Source organism: Pseudarthrobacter scleromae (genome assembly GCF_014644515.1).
GTDB lineage: Bacteria > Actinomycetota > Actinomycetes > Actinomycetales > Micrococcaceae > Arthrobacter > Arthrobacter scleromae.
Genome location: NZ_BMKV01000003.1, coordinates 403,154 through 426,982, shown reverse-complemented (window position 1 = coordinate 426,982; position 23,829 = coordinate 403,154). Strand labels below are relative to the sequence as shown.

Sequence of the window (23,829 nt, the reverse complement as noted above, 5' to 3'; positions counted from 1 at the left end):
GTGTACCAGCCGTTCACCATCGAAACGTTGATCTTTCACTCAGCCACTGGCAGTTGGGAATGCGTTTTCCACCGCTTCCTTGCTGCGTGCTGATCTGGTGACAGCTTAGCTCTATTCCATTCTCCGGGCGGCCCAAATCTCACGTTTTGGACGCAATTTCCGCTTATGTGAATGCGTCTGAAGTGAGGTTGAGTTAATCTGCTCGAATTGGCGCGCGAGCGATCACCACCATCTACAGAAGGCCTGGCGGGTGCCGATTGCCGGTGTCGGCGGACGGGCGGTGGCGTGGAGGCCGGCGCGGTATGATATTCGGAGGCCAGCGCCGGGTTGGGGGACACTTGCCAGCCGCCCGGACTCCCGCTGTTGCGTGGATCACTGTTCCGCGGGCGCCCGGTTTGGGGCGGGGCCGGACGACACAGCTGGACAGCCAGACAGAACTGCCAACAGAACGGGTGACTGCCACCGTGAGCACAACAGATACGACGCTGAACGCATCACGGGCTTCGCGGCCCGGGATCGCCCGTAAGGCAAAGGCGTATCTCGCCCTCACGAAGCCCCGGGTCATTGAACTGCTCCTGGTCAGCACGCTGCCCACCATGATCTACGCAGAGCGCGGCTTTCCGTCCATCGGGCTCATTCTCGCAACGCTGGTTGGCGGCGCCTTCGCGGCCGGCAGCGCCGGAGCCTTCAACTGCTATATCGACCGCGACATCGACAAACTGATGCACCGCACCGAGAACCGCCCGCTGGTCACCGGTGAGGTCACGCCGCGTGAGGCACTGATCTTCTCGTGGCTCCTGGGTGCCGCCGCCATCGCGATCCTGTGGTTCGGTGCGAACCCCTTGTCCGCCTGGCTCGGGTTGGGCGCCATCTTCTTCTACGTGGTGATCTACACGATCATCCTCAAGCGCCGGACCGCGCAAAACATCGTGTGGGGCGGGGCGGCAGGCTGCTTCCCCGTGCTGATTGCCTGGGCGGCGGTCACCAACTCGGTGGAATGGCCGGCCGTCATCCTCTTCATGGTGATCTTCCTCTGGACGCCCCCGCACTACTGGCCGCTGTCCATGCGCTACGGCGAGGACTACCGCAACGCCAAGGTCCCCATGCTCGGCGCCATCGCCGGCGCCAAGGTGGTCTCCGTGCAGGTGGTCCTCTACGCCTGGGCCATGGTGGCCTGCTCCTTGCTCATGGTTCCGGCCGGTGGAGCCGGATGGGTCTACACCGTCACTGCCGTCCTTGCGGGCGCCTGGTTCCTCTACGAGTCACACGCGCTCTACAACAGGGCCCAGCGTGAGGACATCTCGGACAAGCGGGCCATGAAGGTCTTCCATGGTTCCATCAGCTACCTCACCCTCCTGTTTATCGCCCTGGCTGTGGACCCGTTCATCGGCCCCGCCGTCATGGCCGGCTGACTCCACAATCCCGCAGACTTTGAACCTCCCCCGGCCGCGGCCGGGGGAGGTTTTTTCTTGGCCCCGGATGTGACAGAGTGCCGGGGCAAATAGACACTGCTGCATTTATGACAGAAAGTGTCATGTTGGTCACTTTAACCTGTCATGCCCCGTGACCGTGTGGTTACGGTGGAACTGGTCCTGCTCCCAAGCAAAGGAAGTTCCATGGCACAACCGCCGCACCCAGCAACAGCTGAAGCCCCAATCCATAGCCCGCCGCCGGGTGGCACAGGCAACCGGTACGGGTTCCGCCGGCCGGGCTTCGTGGCCCATCTTGCGGCCGACGTGCCTGCTTCGCTGGTGGTGTTCCTCGTTGCCCTGCCACTGTCATTGGGAATTGCCGCGGCGTCCGGCGCGCCCGTCATGGCCGGCCTTATCGCTGCTGCAGTCGGCGGTATCGTGGCGGGGAGCCTGGGCGGGTCGCCGCTGCAGGTGAGCGGCCCGGCCGCCGGCCTGACCGTCGTCGTCGCCGGCATTGTCCAGGAGTTCGGCTGGCAGGTGACCTGCGCCATCACCGCGGCAGCCGGCGTTGTCCAGCTGCTGCTGGGCATCAGCCGCGTGGGGCGTGCCGCGCTTGCCGTCTCACCCGTGGTGGTCAAAGCCATGCTGGCCGGCATCGGGGTCACCATCATCCTGCAGCAGGTCCACGTCCTGCTCGGGTCGCAGCCGGCCGGCTCGGCCCTCGAGAACCTCGGGGCCATGCCCGCAGCCATCACCGGCGTCGAACTGCACGCAGCCCTCCTGGGCCTTACCGTCGTCGCTATCCTCCTGGGCTGGAAGTACCTGCCCGCCGCGGCGCGCCGTGTCCCGGGGCCGCTGGCCGCCGTCGCTGCCGGCACGGCACTGTCGGTGGCGTTCGCCCCTGCTGTTGAACGTATCTCTTTCACCGATTCAATCTTTGACGCCGTCGCGTTGCCGCAGCTGCCCGACGGCAGCTGGCGGGCAGCGGCGTTCGCCGTCCTGACGATGGCGCTGATCGCCAGCATCGAGTCCCTCCTGTCCGCCGTCGCCGTGGACAAAATGCAGCACGGGCCCCGGACCAACCTGAACCGCGAGCTGGTGGGGCAGGGTGCTGCCAATATCGTTTCCGGATCGCTGGGCGGCCTGCCTGTCACCGGGGTGATCGTGCGCAGCGCCACCAATGTGGAGGCCGGCGCCGCGACCCGGGCCTCCGCCGTCCTGCACGGTGTTTGGGTGCTGGCCTTCTCCGCACTCTTCGCAGGGCTGATCCAGCTGATCCCGCTGTCCGTCCTCGCAGGACTCCTGGTGGTCATCGGCGCCCGCCTGATCAAGGTGGCGGACATCCGCACCAGCCTCCGGACGGGTGACCTGCTGATCTATGCCGTGACCCTGCTGTGCGTGGTCTTCCTGAACCTGCTGGAAGGCGTCATGATCGGCCTGGCACTCGCGGCGGCCAGTGTGCTGTGGCGCGTGCTGCGGGCAACAGTCCACGCGCAGGCGCCTGTTCCGCCGTCCAGGTCCTGGCGGGTAACCATCGACGGTTCGTGCAGCTTCTTCGCACTCCCGCGGCTCAACCGCGTGCTGCACTCGGTCCCGGCCGGGGAACACGTGCTTGTGGAGCTCAACGCGGACTACGTGGACCATGCGTTCCGCGAGGCCCTGCTCGCCTGGCAGCAGCAGTACCAGGCCGCCGGCGGTGCTGTCCTCCTTGAACATCACGGGAACACCCTGTTCCAGGACGCGGCGGACCGGGCGCCGAAGCGCCAGGAAGCGCAGGAGCTTCCGCTCCCACCCAGGACCTCGTGGCAGCCAGACCCGGACGAACTGGCGGAGGGAAATGAAGGACAAAGCACGCTGCCGCCATCACCGGTCCTGCTGGGCATCAACAAGTACCACCGGCGCTTCGCTGACAAGGTCCGGCCGCTGGTGCGGGACCTTGCGGAAGGGCAGAACCCGGACACCCTGTTCGTGGCCTGCGTGGACTCGCGCGTGAACCCCAACCTGATCACCAGCAGTGGCCCCGGCGACCTGCTGACGTTGCGGAACATCGGCAACGTGGTGTGCCATGACGGCCAGGCCGCCTCGATCGACTCGGCCCTCTCCTTTGCCCTGAAGGGCCTGGAGGTGGACTCGATCGTGATCTGCGGGCACTCGAACTGTGGAGCCATGAAGGCCGTCATCGCCGATGCCGAAGGTGCGGGCAATCCCGGACTTGGTGCCGGTTTTGACGCCTGGCTGGAGCATGCCCGCCCCAGCTACCTCGAATTGCTGGCGGACCATCCGGTGGCCGCCAGTGCCGCTGCCGCCGGGTATTGCCGGGTGGACCAGCTGGGCATGGTGAACGTCGCCGTCCAGCTGGCCAAGCTGGAAAGCCATCCGGTGGCAGGTCCCGCCCTGGCCGACGGTCGTGTCCAGGCAACAGGCCTCTTCTACGACATCGCCACGGCCCGGGTGGTGCTTGTGCGCCAGGAGGGCATCGAGTTCCTGGACCCGGAACAAGCCGCGGAGATGTCCACGGCCCACGCGCCTGCGGGCTGAGCGCGGCATCGGCAGGCAGGCAAAAGGGCGCCCCGGTTTACGAACCGGGGCGCCCTTGGCAGGGGAGCGGGGTCAGGCCACGGGGCTTGACCTGGCGATGTCCCAGGCGTTTGTTGCAGCGCCCATGAGCATTGCGGCGCCGAGCATGTGGGCTGCCACGAGCAGGGCCGGGACGCCGTTGTAGTACTGGGTGAATCCGATGACGGCCTGGAGCAGGGTGACGCCAAGGAGGCCGAGGACCGCCGTCCGGATGGGGCCAGTGATCCGCCGCAGAAGCACCAGCGCGAGCGCCACCAGGGTTCCTGCCGTCACCAGGTAGGCCGGGACGGCGTGGATGTGGGAGAACAGGTCCCAGTCCAGACCGTTGCGCGGTGCATCGGCGTCTCCTGCGTGCGGACCCGCTCCGGTGACCACCACGCCCAGCATGACGGCGAGGGCGGAAAAAAGCGCGACGGCGGCCGTCACCGGGCGCATGACCCCCGGCAGGGGGGCGAGGGAGACAGTGCGAAACCGGCCGGTCCGGCCGAACGCCCGGTTGACCAGCAGCGTGGCGAGCACCACCAGTGCCATGGAGACCAGGAAGTGGAGGCCCACCACCCAGGGGTTGAGGTTGGTGAGGACGGTGATGCCGCCGATCACGGCCTGGGCGGGGATGCTGGCCAGCAGGCCCAGCGCCAGCAGGAAGAGGTCGCGGCGCTCCTTGCGGAGGTTCCACAGGTACACCAGCATCAGCGCGGCGACGGCGGCCAGGGCGAAGGTGAGGAGGCGGTTGCCGAACTCGATGAACCCGTGGATTCCCATCTCGGGCGTGTTCACCAGGGACGTGTCCGTGCAGCGGGGCCAGGTGGGGCAGCCCAGCCCGGAGGACGTCAACCGGACGGCTCCACCGGTCAACACCAGCATGGTCTGCCCGATCAGGGAGGCCACGGCCAGGCGCCGAACACTTGCGTCCACGGTGCGGGGCAGCCGCGACGCGAGGCGGCCGGCGAACTGGGGAAGGCGGAAGGCGGTGCTCACGAGTATCTCAATTCCACTTGAACCAACGGATTGCTGCGGCCCCGGCAATAAGTGTCCAGAGCACCAGTATGAGGGAGGCGGCGCCATTCAGCGCACCGTGCAGGAAGGCGTCCCGCAGGGCTTCACCGAGTGCGCCCGAGGGCAGGAGTCCAACGACCTGCTGGGCCGCGGCGGGCAGGCGTTCCGCAGGAATCACGATCCCGCCCAGGGCCCCGAGGAGGATCCAGAGCAGGTTGGTGATTGCCAGGGTTGCTTCGGGTCGGACGGTTCCGGCCACCAGCAGCCCCAGGGCGGTAAAGGCCGCCGCGCCCAGCGCGAGGAGGAGCAGCCCGGGGACCCAGCCGGCCGCCGTCGGCTGCCATCCGAGGCCAAGCCCAACCGCAGCCACCACGCAAACCTGCAGGCAGAGCACCGCCAGCACGGAAAGCACCTTGCCGGCGATCAGCCCGCCCCGGCCCAGGGGAGTGGTGGACAGGAAACGCAGCACACCGTACCGGCGGTCGAAGCCCGTGGCGATGCCCTGCCCCGTAAAGGCTGTGGACATGGCGCAGAGGGCAAGGATCCCCGGGACCGCCACGTCGATGCGGCTCGGCCCCAGGCCGTCCAGGAACGGGGTCACTGTCAGGCCAACGAGCGCCAGCAGCGGCAGGACCACAGCGAGGATCAGTTGCTCGCCGTTCCGCAGCATCGCCAGCGCCTCGTATTTGCCCTGCAGCAGGATGCGCCGGAGCAGGGATGCGGGCTGCTGCCGGGCGGGTGCTCCGGCCCCTGCTGCGGGAGCGGTGCCCGCGGGGGTCGGGTTCATCGGATGTCCTTTCCCGAGATGTCCAGAAAGACGTCTTCAAGGCTACGCGCCTGCAACGACATGGCGGCGGGCATGACGTCGTGCGCTGCCCACCATTCGGCGAGCATGGCAAGGTGCCGGGGAGTCAAGGTTCCCGTGGCGGTGTAGCTTCCGGCCCGCTCCTCCAGGACCACGACGTCGGCGGGCAGGACGCCGGACAGGTCCAGTCCCGGCTTCGCGTCGAAGGTGAGGGTGCGCACGTGGTCAGCGCCGGCGTCGACGGCGGGTCCGCGCTGCAGCAGTTCCTGGACTGTTCCTTCGGCGACATTGCGGCCGCCGTCAATGATGTAGACGTAGTCAGCCAGCCGCTGGGCGTCATCCATCAGGTGCGTGGTGAGGATGATGCCCATTCCCGCATCGCGCAGCTCGCCGATCAGCTCGAACACCAGTTGGCGGGACTGCGGATCCAGTCCTGCGCTGGGTTCGTCGAGGAAGAGGACCTCCGGCCTTCCGACCAGGGCGGCCGCGAGGGCCAGGCGTTGCTTTTGCCCGCCTGAAAGCCGGCGGACGGTGGTCCGGCTGAAGGTGTCGATGCCGAGCCTTTGGATGAGGTCGTCCACGGGCCACGGGTGGGCGTAGAGGCCGGCAATGTGCCGCAGCAGGGGGACGGGCCTGGCCGACGGCGGGAGGCCGCCGTCCTGCAGCATCACGCCTACGCGGGAGCGCAGTTCCGCCCCGGCCGTTGCGGGGTCCTGGCCGAGCAGCGAGATGCTCCCGCCGCTGCGCTTCTGAAGGCCCTGCGCGCATTCCAGGGTGGTGGTTTTACCGGCGCCGTTGGCACCCAGCAGGGCTGTGACCTGCCCGCGCCCGGCTGAGAGCGAGACGCCGCTCACCACCCGGAGCATTCTTCCGTCCATGCTGGAAAGCGGGCCTACATCTTTAATGAGCCCGTTGATGGACAGGACGGGGGACAGGGGCGATCGCACCCCAGTATTCTACGGGAAGTAGTATTGCCGGCAGTCCGCTGCCTGCCGGGTCAGGTCAGCCTCGCCTTACTGGAATGCGGGACTAAATTACGACACTATTGTGTTGTGTATTCCATGACCAACGCTACTGCTGTGCCTGTTGCCCGGCACGGGGCCTCCGCTGTTACAGCGGAACGCGGCGCCCTGCCCGCCGGGCCGGTAGCTGACGCCGACGAGCGCACGCGCGACCGCGTCCTCGCTGCCGTCCTGGAACACGGGCCCGTCAGCGCAGCCGAACTGGGCGACCTCCTGGGGTTCACCCCGGCCGCCGTCCGCAGGCACCTGGACCACCTGTCCCGTGCCGGCGTCATCGAGGTCAAGCGGGTGGCAAAGTCCGGCAGCGGCGCAGGCCGTCCGGCACGGCGCTACGTGCTCAGCTCCCAGGGCCAGTCGAGCCTCGGCAACGACTACCTCGACATTGCCGCCCTCGCCCTCCAGCAGCTCCAGAAGGTAGCCGGTCCGGACGCCGTGCGGGCCTTCGCCGTCGAGCGTTTCGCCGACATGGAACGCCGGTACGCCCCGGAAATCGACCAGGCCGGCCCGGACATCACCGACCGCGCCAAGGCCCTGGCGGACGCCCTGAGCCGCGACAACTTCGTGGCATCGGCAGCCTCCATAGAAGCCAAAGCTCCGCTGCCCGCCGCGCTTTCCAGCGTCCAGCTCTGCCAGGGCCACTGCCCCATCCAGCAGCTCGCGGCCCGCTTCCCCGTGTTCTGCGACGTGGAAACCGAAGTCTTCTCCAGGCTGGTGGGCGTTGACGTGCGCCGGCTTTCCACCCTGGCCCGCGGCGGCCACGTCTGCACCACCCATATACCCACAGGCCGGCTGTCTGCCGGAGGGCCCACAACGCCCCCGGCAGCCCCCGCCAGCCTGACTGAAGAAAACAACCATCAGCAAGAAAGGCCGTGATGACGGACCAACTATCAGAGAAAGCAGTAGCCGAAAACACTGTGATCTCGGAGATTCTCGAGAAGAATCCCGAGCTTCACGGCATCGGCAACTACGAGTACGGCTGGGCCGACAAGAACGACGCCGGCGCCAACGCACGCCGTGGGCTCAACGAAGAAGTGGTCCGGGACATTTCGGCCAAGAAGAGCGAGCCGGAGTGGATGCTTGACCTCCGCCTCAAAGGCCTGAAGTACTTCGACCGCAAGCCCATGCCCACCTGGGGTGCGGACCTTTCCGGCATCGACTTCGACAACATCAAGTACTTCGTCCGCTCCACGGAGAAGCAGGCTGCCACATGGGAAGACCTGCCCGAGGACATCAAGAACACGTACGACAAGCTGGGCATCCCCGAAGCTGAAAAGCAGCGCCTGGTGTCCGGTGTCGCCGCCCAGTACGAGTCCGAGGTGGTGTACCACCAGCTGCGTGAGGACCTTGAGCGGCAGGGTGTCATCTTCCTGGACACCGACACCGCGCTCAAGGAACACCCCGAGATCTTCCAGGAGTACTTCGGCACGGTGATCCCCGTGGGCGACAACAAGTTCGCGTCGCTGAACACCTCCGTCTGGTCCGGCGGCTCCTTCGTCTACGTCCCCAAGGGCGTCCACGTGGACATCCCCCTGCAGGCATACTTCCGCATCAACACGGAAAACATGGGCCAGTTCGAGCGGACCCTGATCATCGCGGACGAGGACTCCTACGTCCACTACATCGAAGGCTGCACCGCGCCGATCTACACCTCGGACTCGCTGCACTCCGCCGTGGTGGAGATCATCGTGAAGAAGGGCGCCCGCGTCCGCTACACCACCATCCAGAACTGGTCCAACAACGTGTACAACCTGGTGACCAAGCGTGCCATCTGCGAAGAGGGCGCCACCATGGAATGGGTCGACGGCAACATCGGCTCCAAGGTCACCATGAAGTACCCTGCCGTCTACCTCGTGGGCGAGCACGCCAAGGGCGAGACGCTGTCCATCGCGTTCGCCGGCGAAGGCCAGCACCAGGACACCGGCTCGAAGATGGTGCACATTGCGCCCAACACCAAGAGCTCCATCATTTCCAAGTCCGTGGCCCGTGGCGGCGGACGTGCGGCGTACCGCGGCCTGGTGCAGGTCCGCGAAGGCGCCAAGCACTCGGCCAACACCGTCCGCTGCGACGCGCTGCTCGTTGACACGATCAGCCGCTCGGACACCTACCCGTACATCGACATCCGCGAGGATGACGTTGTGATGGGCCACGAGGCAACTGTTTCCCGGGTCAGCGAAGAGCAGCTCTTCTACCTGATGTCCCGCGGCATGCGCGAAGACGAGGCCATGGCGATGATCGTCCGCGGCTTCATCGAGCCGATTGCCCGCGAACTCCCCATGGAGTACGCACTTGAGCTGAACCGCCTGATTGAACTGCAGATGGAAGGGTCCGTCGGATAACGATGACTGAAATCACTACTGAAAAGGCACGCATCGGCGCGCCTTCAGCCCAGCCGTTCATCGACGGCTTCACCGAAGAAGGCGAAAGCCTCTCGCCCATCAACGCGGCAGGCGCCAAGGCCCCGCTGGCCGGCGCTGCGGCGAAAAGCCACTCGCACGGCGGCGGCGTCGGTGTTCCGGACAGCTCGCGCGCCGGCCGCCTGACGTCCTACAAGCTTGCCGACTTCAAGCCGCTCACCGGCATGGAGGAAGACTGGCGCTTCACCCCGCTTAAGCGCCTCCGCGGGCTGCACTCCGAGGTCCTGTCCGGCGCGGCACCCACCGTCGTCGTCACCGGTCCGGAGGAAATCACCGTGGAGAGCGTCGGCCGCGATGACCGCCGCATCGGCACCGCGGGCATCCCCGAGGACCGCGTCTCCGCCAACGCCTGGGAGAACTTCGCCGGCGCCACCGTGGTGACCATCCCCTCCGAGTTCGAAGCGCTCACGGAAGTCAGCGTCGACATTGAAGGCACCTCACTGGACCCGGCTGCCCAGCACCTGGTGATTGTTGCGGAGAAGTTCTCCAAGGCAGTTGTTGTCCTGAACCACCGGGGATCCGCCATCGTCTCCGAAAACGTCGAAATCATCGTCGAAGACGGCGCGAGCCTGACGGTCATTACGCTCCAGGAATGGAACGACGACGCCGTCCACGCCTCCTCCCAGCAGGCGAAGATCGGCCGCGACGCCAAGCTCAAGCACGTCATGGTGAGCCTCGGCGGCGACCTGGTCCGCGTTACGCCGTCGGCCCGTTTCACCGCCCCCGGCGGCGAGGCCGAGATGTTCGGCCTGTACTTCGCCGACGCCGGGCAGCACCTGGAGCAGCGCCTGTTCGTTGACCACGCAGTGGCCAACTGCAAGTCCAACGTGCTTTACAAGGGTGCACTGCAGGGCCGCAACGCCCACGCCGTGTGGGTTGGCGACGTCCTGATCCGCAAGGAAGCCGAAGGCACCGACACCTACGAGGCCAACCGCAACCTGCTGCTGACAGACGGTGCCCGTGCCGACTCCGTGCCCAACCTCGAAATCGAGACCGGGCTGATCGAGGGTGCTGGCCACGCCAGCGCCACCGGCCGGATGGATGACGAGCACCTGTTCTACCTCATGGCCCGCGGCATCCCTGAGGATGTTGCCCGCCGACTGGTGGTCCGCGGCTTCCTGAATGAGATCATCCAGCAGATCAAGGTCCCCTCCATCGAGGAGCGGCTGACCGAGGCTGTTGAGCACGAACTCGCTCTGACGGACAACTAGAAGGCACGGAGCACGGTTACAGATGACTGACCAGCCAAAGGGCGAGCTTGTCTGCAAGGCGGATGAAATCCAGCTGAAGCAGGCGCTGCGGATCCTGATTGATGACTACCCGGTGGCGATCGTCAAAGACTCCATGGGGGAGATCCACGCGATTGGCGACACCTGCTCGCACGCGGACATTTCGCTGTCCGAGGGCGAGGTGGAGGGCTGCGCCATCGAGTGCTGGGGCCACGGCTCACAGTTCGACCTGCGCAGCGGTGAACCGCTGCAGCTCCCGGCCTACGATCCGGTCCCGGTGTTCGCCGTCGAGATCGTCGGGGACGAGGTCTATGTGGACGTCACCAATGTCCTCAACGGCGCCGAGGCTCCCAACTTCAGCTAGCACCACAGAATTACGAACCAACTTCCAGACAGAGACCGCACCGCCGCCGCCCAGGCCCGGTGCAGAGGAGAACAAGACACATGTCTACTCTTGAGATCAAGGACCTGCACGTCAGCATTGAGACGGAGCAGGGCACCAAGGAAATCCTGAAGGGCGTCAGCCTGATCATCCGGACCGGCGAAACCCACGCCATCATGGGCCCCAACGGCTCCGGCAAGTCCACGCTGGCCTCCACCATCGCAGGACACCCGCGCTACAACGTCACCAGCGGCTCCATCACCCTCGACGGCGAAGACGTCCTGGAAATGAGCGTTGACGAGCGTGCCCGCGCCGGCGTTTTCCTTGCCATGCAGTACCCGGTGGAGGTCCCCGGCGTGAGCATGACCAACTTCCTGCGCACCGCCAAGACCGCCATCGACGGCGAAGCCCCCAAGCTCCGCACCTGGACCAAGGACGTCAAGGCTGCCATGGAGCAGCTGCGCATCGACGCCGACTTCGCCCAGCGCAACGTCAACGAGGGCTTCTCCGGCGGCGAGAAGAAGCGGGTGGAAATCCTCCAGCTGGAACTCTTCAAGCCCAAGTTCGCCATCCTGGACGAGACCGACTCCGGCCTGGACGTTGACGCGCTCAAGGTTGTTTCCGAGGGCGTCAACCGCGCCCACGCCGAAGGCAAGATGGGCACCCTGCTCATCACGCACTACACCCGCATCCTGCGCTACATCAAGCCTGACTTCGTGCACGTGTTCGTGGACGGCCAGGTTGTTGAGGAAGGCGGCCCGGAGCTTGCCGACCGCCTCGAAGAAGAAGGCTACGACCGCTACGCCAAGGGTGCCGGCGCAGCCGCTGCACCCGCCGTGGCGCAGGCCTAGTAAGGACTTTCGCCATGACCGAAATCAACGCGGCACGCACGAGCCTTGAGGACGTCGAGGAGGCGCTGAAGGATGTCATCGACCCCGAACTCGGCGTCAACATCGTTGACCTGGGCCTGCTGTACGGCCTGAAGTACTCGGACGACGACGGCGCACTGCTGATCGACATGACGCTGACCACCGCAGCCTGCCCGCTCACCGACGTGCTCGAGGAGCAGGTGGGCAAGGCCCTGGACGGCGTTGTTGATGACTGGCGCCTGAACTGGGTCTGGATGCCGCCATGGGGTCCGGAACGGATCACCGACGACGGCAAGGACCAGATGCGGGCCCTCGGCTTCAACATCTAGATCCCCACCGCCTCCCTAAACTCGCTTCGCTCAGTTAGGGAACCTCCCCACTACCTCCCCAATCTCGCAAGCTCGATTGGGGCCCCTCGGTAGCGTGGGCCCAGGTACGACGACGGCCGGTTACCTTCATCGCGAAGGTAACCGGCCGTCGTCGTTCTCTGGGGTTACAGGGTGGGTGCCGAGAACGTGTCGCACTGGTTGATGTCGCCGGTCTCGTAGCCCTTATAGAACCAGCGCTGGCGCTGTTCGCTGGAGCCGTGGGTCCACGCCTCCGGGGAGACCCGCCCGGTGGCCGCTTCCTGGATCCGGTCATCACCAACAGCGGAAGCGGCGGACAGGGCGTCGTTCAGGTCCTGCTGGGTGAGGGGTTCCAGGAACGGCTGGCCGTCGGGCCCGGGCTGGGTTGATGCATGCTTGGCCCAGAGGCCCGCGTAGCAGTCGGCCTGCAGTTCCACGCGCACGGCGCCGGATTCAGGTCCCTGCGGATCCTGCTGGGCCTGGTCGAGGTTTCCCAGCACGTTCTGGATGTGGTGCCCGAACTCGTGGGCCACCACATATTCCTGCGCCAGGGGTCCACCCGAGGAGCCGAACCTGTCCACCAGCTCCTGGAAGAATCCGGGGTCGAAGTACGCGGTGGTGTCGGTGGGGCAGTAGAAGGGTCCAACAGCACTGGAGGCCGTGCCGCAGCCGGTGTTGACACCCTGCTCAAAGATCACTGTCTCCGGCTGCGGGTACTGGACGTTGTACTGCTGCAGGTAGGCGGGCCAGAAGGCGTTCAGGCTGTTCACGGTGCCGGTGATGCGGCAGTCCACCCGGGCATCGGCGTCCGCTCCTGTCAGGCAGGCGGGAGCCGTGCCCTGGCTCTGCGACTCCTGCCCGGCCCCGGCCAGGCCCTCCAGCAACTGTGGATTGACACCCAGGAGTGCCGCGATGAGAAGGATGAGCCCACCGCCGATCCCGCCGCCCACTTTGACTCCCCGGCCCATGCCGCGCCGGTCCTGGACCTGGGAGGGATCCAGCTGCACATTGTCGTTGAAACTCATAAAGTCACAATACCCGCGGACCAGAAGCTCAACCGGTGCCGGCCGGTAAAGTTGATCCGATGCCTTTCCTGAACAGAATCCAGCGCTGGGCCGAGGAACGGCCCCACGACACCGCCGTCGTGATTGCCGGGCGCCGCCTCTCCTGGGCGGAGCTCCGGGACTCCGCTGCGGCACTGGTACCCCACACCAAATCCGTGACCTCCCTGTGCGAGGCCAACTCGGTTGACTTCGCGGCGAAATTTGCCGCGGCAGTTGCCGCGGGACGCCAATGCGCCGTCCTCGATCCTGCCTGGCCGCGCCCGCTGCAGGAGGACATGAAGCGGCGCGTGGACGCGTGCGCCCAACCCGCGGCGGTGTCCCCGGATGACGAGCTCGCGGACGGCGATCCCGGGTCCACCTTCCTGATCGGGCTCACGTCCGGTACCACGTCTATTCCAAAAGCCTTCACGCGGTCCCGGCGGTCCTGGCAGGAATCCTTTGAGGCCTCCATCGAATTCTTCGGGCTCCGTGCGGACGATGTGACCCTGGCACCGGGTCCCCTTGCCGCCAGCCTCAACCTGTACGCGCTGGCCGAATGCCTCTATGCAGGGTCGGAATTCCAAACCCTGGAAAGCTTTGACGTGGGCGACGTCCACGCCGCCATCACCCACGACCGCGTCACCCGGCTGGTGCTGGTGCCCACCATGCTGCGGATGCTCAGCGAACGCGGCCTGACCGGCTGCGTGGACGCCTCCGGCGTGCGGACCATCATCTGTGCCGGCTCGAAGCTGGACGCGCGGACCCTTGAGGCTGCCCGCCGCTGGGCCCCGAATGCCACCATCTTCGAGTATTACGGTGCTTCGGAACTGAGTTTCGTCTCGGGGGCGGGGCTGGCCGCCAGCCAGCCGGCAGTACTGGGTGGAACGGGGATCGGCCGGGCGTTTCCGGGTGTGGACGTGCGGATCCTCGATGACTCGGGGCAGCCGCTGCCCGACGGGGAGTCCGGAAACATCTGCATCCGCAGCGCCATGGTCAGCAACGGCTACCTCTGGGGTGACGACGGGGAGGCCCTGAAGTCCTTTGACGGCTGGTTCACGGTGGGCGACCAGGGCTACCTGGCCGAAGGGGAGCTGCACATCCTGGGCCGCCGCGCGGACATGATCCTCACCTCAGGCAGGAACGTCTACCCGCATGAGGTGGAACTGGCACTGTCGGCGGTGCCGGGCGTGTCCGCCGCCGTCGCAGCGGGAATGCCCGACGACTTGCGCGGGGAACGGGTCGTGGCCGGTGTGGTTCCCTCCCATGGCGGCATCACGGCCACCCAGCTCCGTGCCGGGCTTGAGGACCTCCTTGCCCGGGACAAGCGCCCGCTCCAGTACTACCTGCTGAGCGAACTGCCCACCACGGACCGGGGCAAGGTCAGCCGCAGCCTGCTGCTGGACTGGATCGCTTCCCGGGACCGCAGGGTGCGCAGCCTTGACAGCTGAGATGCTCCCGCCGGACCGGCAGCCTGTCATTCTTGCTGCCCGCCGCACCCCGGTGTGCCGCACCAACGGTGCCCTCCGGAGCCTGCGTGCCCACGAACTGCTTGCGCCCGTGCTCCGGGACCTCCTGGCGGGAACGGGGGTGGAGCCCGGCAGAGTCACCGACGTTGTGATCGGCAACGCCGTGGGCGGCGGGGGAAACGTTGCACGCCTTGCCCTGCTGGAGGCAGGGCTGCCCGTCAGTGTTCCGGGGATTACCGTGGACCGCCAGTGCGGCTCCGGACTCGACGCCGTGGTCCTGGCATCGCGGCTGGTGGCTGCGGGCGGAAACCCGCTGTACCTTGCCGGGGGAGTAGAGAGCACCAGTACAGCGCCGCTGCGTGCCTACAGGAACGACGACGGCGGGCCGGAGTTCTACGCGCGGGCACAGTTTGTGCCGGCCGGCTTCGGCGATCCGGACATGGGCGTGGCCGCAGAAAACGTGGCGCGGGAGTTCGGCGTCAGCCGTGAACGCCAGGACGCGTTTGCCCTGCGCAGCCACCGCCTGGCGCTTGCCGCCAGGGACGCCGGGGTGTTCGACGACGAGCTGGTCCCCTTGGATACGGGCGCAGGGACTGCCGGTGCGGACGATGGCCCCAGGCGGGGGCTCAACGCCGCCGTCCTGGCCCGGTTCGCCGCCGCCTTCGTTGACGGGGGAACTGTCACCGCGGGGAACTCCTGCTTCGACGCCGACGCTGCATCCGCCGTCGTCATCACGTCCCTGCAACGGGCACGGACCCTGGGCGCCGTGGACGGGTTGCTGGTGCTGGGCAGCGGGACGGCTGGAGTGGATCCTGAACTGCTGGGCGTCGGCGCCGCCACCGCAGCCCGGGACGTTCTGTCAGCCGCGGAGGTGTCAGCGGACCAGGTGGACCTGGTGGAGTTCAACGAAGCCTTCGCGTCGCAGACGCTTGCCTGCCTTGACCAGGTGGGAATTAATGCTGAGCGGGCCAACCTCGACGGCGGCGCGCTGGCCCTGGGCCATGCCTACGGCGCGTCCGGTGCCGTCCTGGTGACCCGCCTGCTGGCCCAGGCACGCCGGGCCGGAACACCGGGAAGCCTGGCGCTGGCCATGATCAGCAGCGCCGGCGGCATGGGCACCGCTGCGCTGCTGGAATACCAGCGGCTTTAAAACGCGGTGCCCCGGGGGCGTCAGTCTTCCGCTTCCCCGAGACCGCGGGCGGCGAGCGCCTCGCCCGTCTGGCGCGCAAACGCCACCGAGGTGATGAAGACAGGCAGGATCAGGGCACGCGGATTGCGCTCCAGCCCCCGTGCCCGGGCGGAGTCCCGGACATTGGCGAAGGTGCCGGCGATGTAGGGGATGCTCCGCAGCATGATGGCGATCGTCAGGGCGAACCGCTCGGGGTCGGCGCCGAAGCGCTTGAAAGGGCCCGCTGCCCTGACCACTCCGTCAAGGAGCCGTTGCACGGGAGTGGTGGCAGTGAGCAGGGATGCAGCCACCACGCAGACCAGGATGTTCAGGACAATCCGCGCCGCCGTAGGTGCTCCCAGCATCCACCACTGGAACACCCCGATGACTGCCAGCACGGCGGCGAGCGGCCGGATGGCGGCCCAGAGCTTCTTCAGGCCCGCTCCGGTCAGGAGGAACAAGCCGCAGAGCCCGGCCAGGACTGCCAGCGACACCCGCCAGTCCACCACAATGAACGAGGCCAGGCCGCAACCGAAGACCAGGAGGAACTTCAGCCCCAGGGGTGCCCGGTGGATGAAGGACTGTCCCGGCACGTAATTGGCCAGCAGGAAGCCGTGGCCCCTCATCGCGGTTTTCCCGCCGGCAGGCCGTCGCGGCACAACGTCCGGTAGTGGTCGACGGCCGGCGCCGCGCCGCCGTCGAACACTACCTCGCCCTTTTCGATGACCAGCACCCTGTCCATCTCCAATGCCAGCTCAAGGTCATGGGTGGACATGATGATCTGCTGGTCCAGCCCTGCCAGGGTCCTGCGCAGGAGTTCACGGTTACGGAGGTCCAGGAGGGTGGACGGCTCATCGAGGACCAGCACCGACGGGTTCACCGCGAGCACTGCGGCCAGGGCCATGAGCTGCCGTTCCCCGCCGGACAGCTCGTAGATGCTCTGGTCCGCCAGCTCCAGCAGGCCCAGCCGGTCCAGTGCCGCTTCGGCCGCTTGCCGCCTCTCCTTACCGTTGCGGACGGAGCGCCGAAGGGACAGCTCCACGTCCTCCCGGCCCGTGGGCATCACCAGCTGGGACAGCGGATCGGTGAAGACAAAACCCACGTTCCGGCGCACTGTCCGGACGTCGCGGACCGTATCCGCGCCGTCCACCGTGACCTTGCCCTCCGTCGGCTGGACCAGGCCGTTGACCAGGCGGAGCACTGTGGACTTACCGGAGCCGTTGGCGCCGATGACGCCGATTCGCTGTTCGGTGAGCTCCAGGCTTATGGCCTCGAGGAGGACTTTCATTTCCGGTGCGCTGTCCGTTTCGACGGCGACCGTCACGCCATCAAGGGTCACGGCGGGCATGGCGGGTCCCCTAGACTTTCGCGGGCCGGGCGGCACCGCGCCGGACGCGGCGCACCAGGATGTCCGGGAAGGCGCGGTGGAGTGCGACGGCGATGACGGCGGCCAGGATGTTCTTCACCATGTCACCCGGGTAGAACACCAGGTCGCTCAGGAAAGCCTGCCCGAGGGTAGCCTTGGTGTTCAGCGCGATCCCGGCGATGCCGAGGGAATGGACCACAACGGCGCTGGTGACGGCGGCAGAGACGAAGAACCACAGAGCCCTGGCCTTGGTGGTCCGCCGGATCACGATGGTGGCCAGCCAGCCCACAACGCAGGCAGCGATCGGGAAGGCGATGATGTAGCCGGCTGAAGGGCCGGCGAGGATGCCCAGGCCGCTGCGGCCCTGGCTGAAGATGGGCAGGCCGGCGAGCCCCAGCAGGGTGTAGAGTCCCACGGCGGCGAAGGCCCGTCCCGGTCCAAGAACCAGGCCGGTCAGCATCACGGCCAGCGTCTGGAAAGTGATGGGGACGCCGAATCCGTTCACGGCCAGGCCGGGGACCAGGGCTGCGCCGGCAACCAGGGCGGCGAAGACGGCGATCAGGCCAAGGTCGGTGGCGTTCCAGCGGCGGCGCCCGGTGCTGGCGGGATTCTTAAAGGCGGTGTCGGTGTTGCTCATGGCAGTCCTGTCGGGGTTGTACAAGCGGAATCTAATGTACTGCCGACGTTACTGGTGCGGAACTGCGGGCATTTTGTAGGGGGTCTACTAATCGGGTTGCCTGCAGCTACATGCTGGGCACAAAGGTCGTGGGTTTTCCCTTCCGCGTGGTGGCGAATGTGGTGCCTTAAAGGGGCAACCGTTATTCGATGACGTAGCGCTGCATCATGTCGTTGTCCTCGTGTTCGAGGATGTGGCAGTGCCAGACGTACTCGCCTGTGAACGAGGAGCCGATGGCCAAGGGTGCTCCACCCGCTGCACCCGCCCCAAACGGAACACTGATCCGTGTCACTTCTCCCGGCATTGACACTACGGTGTCCTTCCAGCCCCGCTCGTTGGCCGGTGCCGCCTTGGGGCGGCCCATCAGGAACGGCGTGACGGGCACGCTGTTGCCCTGGCCCGGCGTCACCAGCCCCGTGGCAGGATCCACGTATCCGGTGGCGGCAAGGTATTTGCCGACGTCGAAGCGCTGGCGGTTGAGGACCTGGAACTGGGTGAAATGGAGGTGGATGGGATGCGCGTCCACTGTTGTGTTGATGAGCTCCCACTCCTCAAGGGTGTCGCCCTGCACGGCGGTGATGCCGGTGGTGTGGAAGGGGCGGTTGTTCAACAGGGCCATGATGGGGATGCCCGCGGCATTGAGGACTTCCACGAGGGTCATCTGGCGGGTGGCCGCCGTGGTCAGGCCTGCCAGCCTCGTCATGGGCTTGGGCCGCAACTGTTCGGGCAGCGGCGCCGTATAACCTTTCTGGCTTTGCACGGTGAACTGCATGATTTCGCGGAGGGGAACCCCGCCTTGCTTCGCCGAGACCGGGCCGTCGGGGTAAGGGGTGGGGGCATTGTTGCCCAGGACCACCTTGGATCCGGCGGACAGGCCGGCAAAGTCCACCACAAGGTCCGCCCGCTCGCCCGGGCCCAGGACCAGTTTGTTGAGCTTTGCCGGGGCGTCGAGGAGACCCCCGTCCGTGCCGATCTGGGCGAACGCGAGCGCGTTTCCGCCCGCCACGAACTTGAGGTTGTAGAACCTTGCGTTGGACCCGTTGTACACGCGGAACCGGTATTTTCCCCGGTCCACGTCCAGGTTCGGCCAGCACTTTCCGTTGACCGTTGCCACATCCCCGAAAAACTCCGGCGCCCAGGGCCGTGGGGTGCCGTCGCTGGTCGTCAGCTCCGGATTGGGCGGGTAGGCGAAGGATCCATCGGGATTGAACATCCGGTCCTGGATGATCAGCGGCACCTCGTATGGGGGCGGCGGGAGGTGGGTTCCGTCTCCGGTGTCGATTCCGGTGCCGGACGGCCCCGGGGCATCCCGGATGAGGTAGCCGCCGGCCAGCCCGGCGTAGACGTTGAGGCGGGTGATGCCCAGCGCATGGTCGTGGTACCAGAGCCCGGCGGCATCCTGGTTGTTGTCGTAGTGGTAGGTGTAGGAACTGCCGGGGGAAAAGACCTGTTCAGGGCCGCCGTCGGACCCTGGCCTGGTGTTGCCGCCATGCAGGTGGGTCGAGGTGCGCGGGGCGTTGGCGTCGTCGCTGCCGGCCGGCACCAGCTCATTGTCGACGGCGAATGCCAGCGGGTGCTCTCCCAGCTGGTTGTGCACAGTGAGGGCGAACGGGGTGCCGCGTTGCGCGACGATGACGGGCCCGAGGTACGTTTGCGACGCGCCGGCAGCCCGGTAGGCGAACGTGTCCGTGGGGTCAAGCTTGCTGTGGAAGTTGTGCTCGGCGTTGATCATGGAGAGTTCGGTCTGGCCGCCCGCCCGCATATCGATGACCCCTAGTTCGGCCAGCGTGGGTAGCTGCTCGGAGAACATCGTCAGTGGACCGGGCTGCCGGGCAAATGTGCGGGCAGCCAGTGCGGCATCCGGGTGGACCAGGATGCCGGCGCCGGCTACTGCTCCGGCCTGCAACAGCTGGCGTCGGGTTAGATACATCGCGGACTCTTTTCGCTCGAAAGATGAGTCCCCCTTGATTGACGGTACGAGTCCGGTGCGGCCTGGAACAGGGCCGTTGGGCCCGCGGTTCACGGCACCTCAAGATTGGCTGAAGAAATCGGAAGGATGGAAACGTTTCCTTCCTTCCGCCGTCACTGCTTCCTATGGTGGTCTTACAAGCTCGTCTAGGGGGTGGATTCTTTGGTAACCGACGATGCGCCTGCTGGAAGGAGAAACGAAAAAGCCACGCCGATTTCGACTTCCGCCCCCGGCTGGGAAAGGACCCGCTCATGAGATACGTTCCGGCCGCACTCATGTCCGATGGCCCTCCGAGGAAGATACGCGGGATCGTGTGGATCGTCCTTGGCGCGGTCTTGGCGATCTCGCTGGTCGCGTACGCGGTGTTCACTGCCACCAGGCCGGCGCCCGCAGCCCTCCAATCGCCGGCGAAGAATGTCATCTACCTGCTGGGCGACGGGATGGGCCGCTCCCATGTCACGGCGGCCAGGGAACGCTACTACGGCGCCGAGGGCAGGCTGGTGATGGAAAGCCTCCCGTCCCACGGTTCGGTCAGCACCTATTCCGTGGAGAAGAACTCCGGCCAGCCCGGGCAGGCCGGCTTCGTGCCGGAGCTGGTCACCGCGTCCCCCGCTGCGGCCACAGCCTTCGCCTCGGGGGTGAAAACGTATAACGCTGCCATCGGGGTGGACGCCAAGGGTGTTGTGGTGCCGACCATCATGGAATTGGCCAAACAGGCCGGCTACCGCACAGGCAACGTTTCTACTGCCGAAGTGACCGATGCAACGCCCGCCGGGCAGATGAGCCACGTCCTCGCCCGCGGCTGCCAGGGACCGGACTACTCCGCCGATGCGTGCCAGGATACCGATGTGACCGGCGACAAGCTGCCCACCAGTGATGTCCGGGTCACCCCGATAGCGGACCAGATCGCCCGCAATGGCACCGCCGACGTCATTTTCGGCGGTGGCATGGCCCGGTTTGACGCCAAGGATGAAACCGCGCTGAAGGAGCAGGGCTACTCGATCCTGGGGTCTGTGTCGAGCCGGATCCCCGCCACACGCGCCGACCTGAACGGGGCCTCGGGTGAAAAGGTTTTTGGACTGTTCAATACCGGAAACCTGACCCTCGAAAAGGCCAAGAAGGACAACCCGGACAGACCCCAGGCGGAGGAACCGTCCCTGCAGGAGATGACACAGAAGGCCATCGAACTGCTGGACCAGGAGCAGAGCAACGGTAAAGGTTTCTACCTGCAGGTTGAAGGTGCCCTGATCGACAAGCGCTCCCACGACAATGACGCGGCCCAGACACTGGATGAAGTCAAAGCCTTCGACGACGCCGTCGCCGCTGCCCTGGACTTCGCGAAAAGGGACGGCAACACCCTGGTTATTGTTACCGCAGACCACGAAACGGGCGGTTTCAACATTATTGAAAAGGGCTCCTTCACGAACGCGGAAGCAGCCGGGCCCCCACCGAACGTCGATTTCGGGAACAGCGCCAACAGCTCCACCCCGACCCGGAACGGCGGAAACTTCAAAGACGAGGAGCGCTCGACCGGAATCATCAACGGCGAAGGTTCAGAGGATCCGAAGAACTTCGGTCCGGCCACCTTCCGGACCCCCAATGACCCCGCCGACGTCAAGGACGGTTCCAAGGAAGCCAGCCTTTGGCTGTCCTACGCCTCGGGAAACCACACGGGCGCCGACGTGCCCATATACGCCTACGGGCCAGGTGCGGAACAGTTGCAGGGCAGCGTGGACAACACCGACCTGTTCGACATCGTGGGCCAGGCCCTGCGCGTCCTGCGCTGAGATGAGCGTGAACTACCACCGCAGAATGGCCGCAATCCGGGTATCTGGCACCCCGCGGCCGCCGCAGACGCAGGAGGGGACACGATGAACCGCAAGCCCTGGATTCCCCTGATGGCAGCCCTCGCTGCTGCCTCGCTGGCTGTGCTTGCCCCCGCCGTACTGGGTGGTCGGCCATCTGCCCCTGCGCCCGGTGCGGACAGCGTCCCGCAGGCGTCCGCTGCCGCCAAAACAACCTTCCCAGGCCTGGACAGTGCCGAAGGAGAACCGGACTTGGCAGGACTCCGGACAACCCGGCCGGCCCCGGGCCAAATCCTTGGAATCCAAGGCCCGTTCGATGACAGGATCCTGTTCAAGGACCTGGCTTTTGATGGACAGGCGGCCACGGGGACAGTCAGAGTCACCAGTGATGTCAGCGACCTGCTCGAACTCCAGGTGCTCGCCGGCTTCTACGATGACCGCGGCAACCTCCTTGGCACTGCCCGGTTTGTGCACCATCTCGGCACGGAAGGCCATGCACACTCGGGACCGTCTGAAGAAGGAGAAGAGTTCAGCATCCCGGTACCGGCCGGGCTTGCCCCCCTGGCTGTCTCAGCAGCAGTAGGCGTACCCGTCCTCGTCAACGAGTAGCGCGGAAACGTGCACCGGATCGCCGATACGTGCGGGTACCAGGTATGCATAGTCCTGTTTTTCGCTGACGGCTTCCCTGCCGGTTGCAACCGGATAAAATCGCTCGTGAGATATCCGTGAGGACCATCCCCGGCAATGAAACTACCTCCGAGACCATTCAGCCGCCGCACGCTCCTCAAAGGGGCCGCTGCCGGCGTCGCAAGTTCCGCTGTGTTCACGGACGAACGCACCCCGTCCCGCGTGGGCAGGAACACCCGGTATGTGAGCGTCTTTGGTTCCGACTCGGCCCCGGGCACTGAGGCAGCCCCGTGGCGCAGCCTCGCGCGCGTCCAGGACGCCCTCGGCAGCGGGGACCTGCGCCGCGGCGACGCCGTCCTGCTCAAGCGCGGCGACACATTCTTCGGCACCCTCCACGAGCCGTCCATCCAGGGCACATCGGGAGTCTTTACGGTGGGCGCCTACGGCACCGGCCCGCGTCCTAAAGTTGCCGGCTACAAGGTCAGCAAGCCGGCCTGGGTGCAGCACGCCACCCGGGTATGGAAGCTGGACATCACCGCACGGTCCGGCCAGTACAGCGGCAACATCGCCGCTCCGTCCACCAATGTCGGTTTCCTGAAGGTGGCGGGCCTCATCCGTGGATGGAAGCGGACCAGCCTGGATGCACTGGCGAACCAGTGGGACTTCTATAGCGACGAGACCTTTGTGTACGTCAGGTCGAATTTTGACCCGGGCGACGGCGTCGCAATCGCCATCCAGCAGGACGGCATCCGGCCCGCTTCCCACAGCATCCTGGATGGCATCCATATCGAGGGTCATGGAGCACACGGTATTGCGACCGGCGGGTCGGAGAACATCCGCATCAGGAACTGCCGCCTGGAGGACCTTGGCGGATCCCGGCTGAGCGCCGACGGCACCCGGTACGGCAACGGCCTCGAGGTCTGGATCGGCGCGTCCAACATCATCATCGAGGACAACACCATCCGGGAATGCTATGACGTTGCCTTCACGATGCAGGGGACGGCAACGCAGGATGCAAAGTCGTGGACCGACATCCACTTCCGGAACAACCGGGTGGAGAACTGCAACCAGACCTTCGAGATGTGGTCTGCCGGCGATGCGACTCCAGGGTCCGGGCACATCCGCTGCACTTTCACAGACAATATCTGCACTGACGCGGGCTACTCATGGGCTGCGACTATCCGGCCGGACACGGACGGCAAGGGCACCCACATCCTCACGTATGACACCGAGCTGCCCATGGATGTAGAGGTCACGCGGAACCAGTTCATCGGCGCGCGGGACAGCTACATCAACATCAGCGGAGACAGGACGGCCCCCAAAGGGCTGAACCTGCACCACAACGTCATCAAGCTCGGGCCAGGCAAGAAGACCGACTACCAGACCGCGGAGACTATCGAGCAGGCCGCACACTGGCAGGCGCGCACCGGTAAGGAGCGCGGTTCAACGTTCGGTGTGCTCACCACCGGCCGTTGCGAAGGGCAATCATGAACACGCCGGGAAACATCCGGGTCCGATGCTCAGGATTTGATCAAGAGCATTGCCTGGATGGCTGGCGAGGCCTACGGTCAGGTGCATGACTCCAAGATCGAGCAGGCATGACGCCCGTGCGGCAGGACCCGAAGGGTAAACGGACTGATGCGGCAGCGGAACTTC

Annotated in this window: 21 protein-coding genes; 13 read left to right on the top strand and 8 right to left on the bottom strand. The window is 66.1% G+C overall.

From position 1 onward, the window contains the following. The first annotated feature begins 452 nt into the window (after positions 1-452). Both IEX33_RS10095 and IEX33_RS10090 read left to right on the top strand, forming a co-directional pair. Positions 453-1,412 (top strand): heme o synthase, encoded by a 960-nt coding sequence (locus IEX33_RS10095; protein ID WP_174174566.1) that lies wholly within the window; start codon positions 453-455, stop codon positions 1,410-1,412. A 204-nt stretch (positions 1,413-1,616) separates the two neighbouring features. Beyond that, complete coding sequence (locus IEX33_RS10090; protein ID WP_188729797.1) at positions 1,617-3,950, top strand: SulP family inorganic anion transporter; 2,334 nt, start codon at positions 1,617-1,619, stop codon at positions 3,948-3,950. A 72-nt stretch (positions 3,951-4,022) separates the two neighbouring features. On the opposite strand, the gene IEX33_RS10085 is transcribed toward IEX33_RS10090, so the two are convergent. From IEX33_RS10085 to IEX33_RS10075, 3 genes are read right to left on the bottom strand one after another with little or no spacing between them, the layout of a single operon-like run. Then, positions 4,023-4,967, bottom strand: a complete 945-nt coding sequence (locus IEX33_RS10085; protein ID WP_188729795.1) for a COX15/CtaA family protein — start codon at positions 4,965-4,967, stop codon at positions 4,023-4,025. 7 nt (positions 4,968-4,974) lie between these two features. Continuing rightward, a complete protein-coding gene (locus tag IEX33_RS10080; RefSeq protein WP_188729792.1) occupies positions 4,975-5,772 on the bottom strand; it encodes an ABC transporter permease in 798 nt (265 codons plus the stop codon). Then, entirely contained in the window at positions 5,769-6,737 is a 969-nt protein-coding gene (locus IEX33_RS10075; RefSeq protein WP_188729790.1) for an ABC transporter ATP-binding protein, read from the bottom strand. The genes IEX33_RS10080 and IEX33_RS10075 overlap by 4 nt, the downstream gene beginning before the upstream one ends. A gap of 105 nt (positions 6,738-6,842) precedes the next feature. Between IEX33_RS10075 and IEX33_RS10070 the strand changes: the two genes are divergently transcribed. From IEX33_RS10070 to IEX33_RS10045, 6 genes are all read left to right on the top strand, one after another. Next, positions 6,843-7,685: a helix-turn-helix transcriptional regulator gene (locus IEX33_RS10070; protein WP_377089429.1), complete on the top strand. Its 843-nt coding sequence runs from the start codon at positions 6,843-6,845 to the stop codon at positions 7,683-7,685. Beyond that, on the top strand, positions 7,685-9,148 hold the full coding sequence (gene sufB, locus IEX33_RS10065) for a Fe-S cluster assembly protein SufB (protein WP_104187272.1): 1,464 nt from the start codon (positions 7,685-7,687) through the stop codon (positions 9,146-9,148). The genes IEX33_RS10070 and sufB overlap by 1 nt, the downstream gene beginning before the upstream one ends. 2 nt (positions 9,149-9,150) lie before the next feature. Next, positions 9,151-10,437, top strand: a complete 1,287-nt coding sequence (gene sufD / locus IEX33_RS10060) for a Fe-S cluster assembly protein SufD (protein ID WP_188729788.1) — start codon at positions 9,151-9,153, stop codon at positions 10,435-10,437. 22 nt (positions 10,438-10,459) lie between these two features. Beyond that, a complete protein-coding gene (locus IEX33_RS10055; RefSeq protein WP_104187267.1) occupies positions 10,460-10,819 on the top strand; it encodes a non-heme iron oxygenase ferredoxin subunit in 360 nt (119 codons plus the stop codon). An 80-nt stretch (positions 10,820-10,899) separates the two neighbouring features. Then, complete coding sequence (gene sufC, locus IEX33_RS10050) at positions 10,900-11,688, top strand: Fe-S cluster assembly ATPase SufC (RefSeq protein ID WP_188729786.1); 789 nt, start codon at positions 10,900-10,902, stop codon at positions 11,686-11,688. Between the two features lie 14 nt (positions 11,689-11,702). Continuing rightward, positions 11,703-12,035 (top strand): metal-sulfur cluster assembly factor, encoded by a 333-nt coding sequence (locus IEX33_RS10045; RefSeq protein ID WP_066275677.1) that lies wholly within the window; start codon positions 11,703-11,705, stop codon positions 12,033-12,035. A gap of 164 nt (positions 12,036-12,199) precedes the next feature. On the opposite strand, the gene ypfJ is transcribed toward IEX33_RS10045, so the two are convergent. Continuing rightward, positions 12,200-13,078 carry a KPN_02809 family neutral zinc metallopeptidase gene (gene ypfJ, locus IEX33_RS10040; RefSeq protein ID WP_188729784.1) on the bottom strand — a complete coding sequence of 293 codons (879 nt, stop codon included), beginning with the start codon at positions 13,076-13,078 and terminating at the stop codon, positions 12,200-12,202. Positions 13,079-13,137: 59 nt separating this feature from the next. On the opposite strand from ypfJ, the gene IEX33_RS10035 reads away from it, so the two are divergent. Both IEX33_RS10035 and IEX33_RS10030 read left to right on the top strand, forming a co-directional pair. After that, positions 13,138-14,544 (top strand): class I adenylate-forming enzyme family protein, encoded by a 1,407-nt coding sequence (locus IEX33_RS10035; RefSeq protein ID WP_188729782.1) that lies wholly within the window; start codon positions 13,138-13,140, stop codon positions 14,542-14,544. After that, the gene (locus IEX33_RS10030; protein ID WP_229675317.1) at positions 14,534-15,712 is read left to right on the top strand and encodes a thiolase family protein; all 1,179 of its coding nucleotides are present in this window, start codon (positions 14,534-14,536) and stop codon (positions 15,710-15,712) included. The genes IEX33_RS10035 and IEX33_RS10030 overlap by 11 nt, the downstream gene beginning before the upstream one ends. 20 nt (positions 15,713-15,732) lie before the next feature. Here the strand turns inward: IEX33_RS10030 and IEX33_RS10025 are convergent, their stop codons facing one another. From IEX33_RS10025 to IEX33_RS10010, 4 genes are all read right to left on the bottom strand, one after another. After that, positions 15,733-16,356 carry an energy-coupling factor transporter transmembrane component T family protein gene (locus IEX33_RS10025; RefSeq protein WP_188729780.1) on the bottom strand — a complete coding sequence of 208 codons (624 nt, stop codon included), beginning with the start codon at positions 16,354-16,356 and terminating at the stop codon, positions 15,733-15,735. Further along, positions 16,353-17,078 (bottom strand): energy-coupling factor ABC transporter ATP-binding protein, encoded by a 726-nt coding sequence (locus tag IEX33_RS10020; RefSeq protein ID WP_188729779.1) that lies wholly within the window; start codon positions 17,076-17,078, stop codon positions 16,353-16,355. Before IEX33_RS10020 ends, IEX33_RS10025 begins: the two co-directional genes overlap by 4 nt. Before the next feature lie 10 nt (positions 17,079-17,088). Further along, positions 17,089-17,733 (bottom strand): biotin transporter BioY, encoded by a 645-nt coding sequence (locus IEX33_RS10015; protein WP_188729776.1) that lies wholly within the window; start codon positions 17,731-17,733, stop codon positions 17,089-17,091. A 181-nt stretch (positions 17,734-17,914) separates the two neighbouring features. Further along, the gene (locus IEX33_RS10010; RefSeq protein ID WP_188729774.1) at positions 17,915-19,702 is read right to left on the bottom strand and encodes a multicopper oxidase family protein; all 1,788 of its coding nucleotides are present in this window, start codon (positions 19,700-19,702) and stop codon (positions 17,915-17,917) included. A gap of 290 nt (positions 19,703-19,992) precedes the next feature. Between IEX33_RS10010 and IEX33_RS10005 the strand changes: the two genes are divergently transcribed. The 3 genes from IEX33_RS10005 to IEX33_RS09995 all read left to right on the top strand — a co-directional run bounded on the left by IEX33_RS10005 (position 19,993) and on the right by IEX33_RS09995 (position 23,664). Continuing rightward, on the top strand, positions 19,993-21,528 hold the full coding sequence (locus IEX33_RS10005; RefSeq protein ID WP_229675316.1) for an alkaline phosphatase: 1,536 nt from the start codon (positions 19,993-19,995) through the stop codon (positions 21,526-21,528). 84 nt (positions 21,529-21,612) lie between these two features. Beyond that, positions 21,613-22,155, top strand: a complete 543-nt coding sequence (locus tag IEX33_RS10000) for a hypothetical protein (RefSeq protein WP_188729772.1) — start codon at positions 21,613-21,615, stop codon at positions 22,153-22,155. 135 nt (positions 22,156-22,290) lie between these two features. Beyond that, complete coding sequence (locus tag IEX33_RS09995) at positions 22,291-23,664, top strand: right-handed parallel beta-helix repeat-containing protein (protein ID WP_188729770.1); 1,374 nt, start codon at positions 22,291-22,293, stop codon at positions 23,662-23,664. The last annotated feature ends 165 nt before the right edge of the window (positions 23,665-23,829 follow it).

What these genes read in the sequence shown, in the direction of transcription:
- ypfJ (WP_188729784.1), bottom strand. Translation starts at nt 13,078, where the DNA reads ATGAGTTTCAACGACAATGTGCAGCTGGATCCCTCCCAGGTCCAGGAC.
- IEX33_RS10080 (WP_188729792.1), bottom strand. Translation starts at nt 5,772, where the DNA reads ATGAACCCGACCCCCGCGGGCACCGCTCCCGCAGCAGGGGCCGGAGCA.
- IEX33_RS10005 (WP_229675316.1), top strand. Translation starts at nt 19,993, where the DNA reads ATGAGATACGTTCCGGCCGCACTCATGTCCGATGGCCCTCCGAGGAAG.
- IEX33_RS10015 (WP_188729776.1), bottom strand. Translation starts at nt 17,733, where the DNA reads ATGAGCAACACCGACACCGCCTTTAAGAATCCCGCCAGCACCGGGCGC.
- sufC (WP_188729786.1), top strand. Translation starts at nt 10,900, where the DNA reads ATGTCTACTCTTGAGATCAAGGACCTGCACGTCAGCATTGAGACGGAG.
- IEX33_RS10025 (WP_188729780.1), bottom strand. Translation starts at nt 16,356, where the DNA reads ATGAGGGGCCACGGCTTCCTGCTGGCCAATTACGTGCCGGGACAGTCC.
- IEX33_RS10035 (WP_188729782.1), top strand. Translation starts at nt 13,138, where the DNA reads ATGCCTTTCCTGAACAGAATCCAGCGCTGGGCCGAGGAACGGCCCCAC.
- IEX33_RS10055 (WP_104187267.1), top strand. Translation starts at nt 10,460, where the DNA reads ATGACTGACCAGCCAAAGGGCGAGCTTGTCTGCAAGGCGGATGAAATC.
- IEX33_RS10000 (WP_188729772.1), top strand. Translation starts at nt 21,613, where the DNA reads ATGAACCGCAAGCCCTGGATTCCCCTGATGGCAGCCCTCGCTGCTGCC.
- IEX33_RS10045 (WP_066275677.1), top strand. Translation starts at nt 11,703, where the DNA reads ATGACCGAAATCAACGCGGCACGCACGAGCCTTGAGGACGTCGAGGAG.
- sufD (WP_188729788.1), top strand. Translation starts at nt 9,151, where the DNA reads ATGACTGAAATCACTACTGAAAAGGCACGCATCGGCGCGCCTTCAGCC.
- IEX33_RS10090 (WP_188729797.1), top strand. Translation starts at nt 1,617, where the DNA reads ATGGCACAACCGCCGCACCCAGCAACAGCTGAAGCCCCAATCCATAGC.
- IEX33_RS09995 (WP_188729770.1), top strand. Translation starts at nt 22,291, where the DNA reads ATGAAACTACCTCCGAGACCATTCAGCCGCCGCACGCTCCTCAAAGGG.
- IEX33_RS10010 (WP_188729774.1), bottom strand. Translation starts at nt 19,702, where the DNA reads ATGTATCTAACCCGACGCCAGCTGTTGCAGGCCGGAGCAGTAGCCGGC.
- sufB (WP_104187272.1), top strand. Translation starts at nt 7,685, where the DNA reads ATGACGGACCAACTATCAGAGAAAGCAGTAGCCGAAAACACTGTGATC.
- IEX33_RS10020 (WP_188729779.1), bottom strand. Translation starts at nt 17,078, where the DNA reads ATGCCCGCCGTGACCCTTGATGGCGTGACGGTCGCCGTCGAAACGGAC.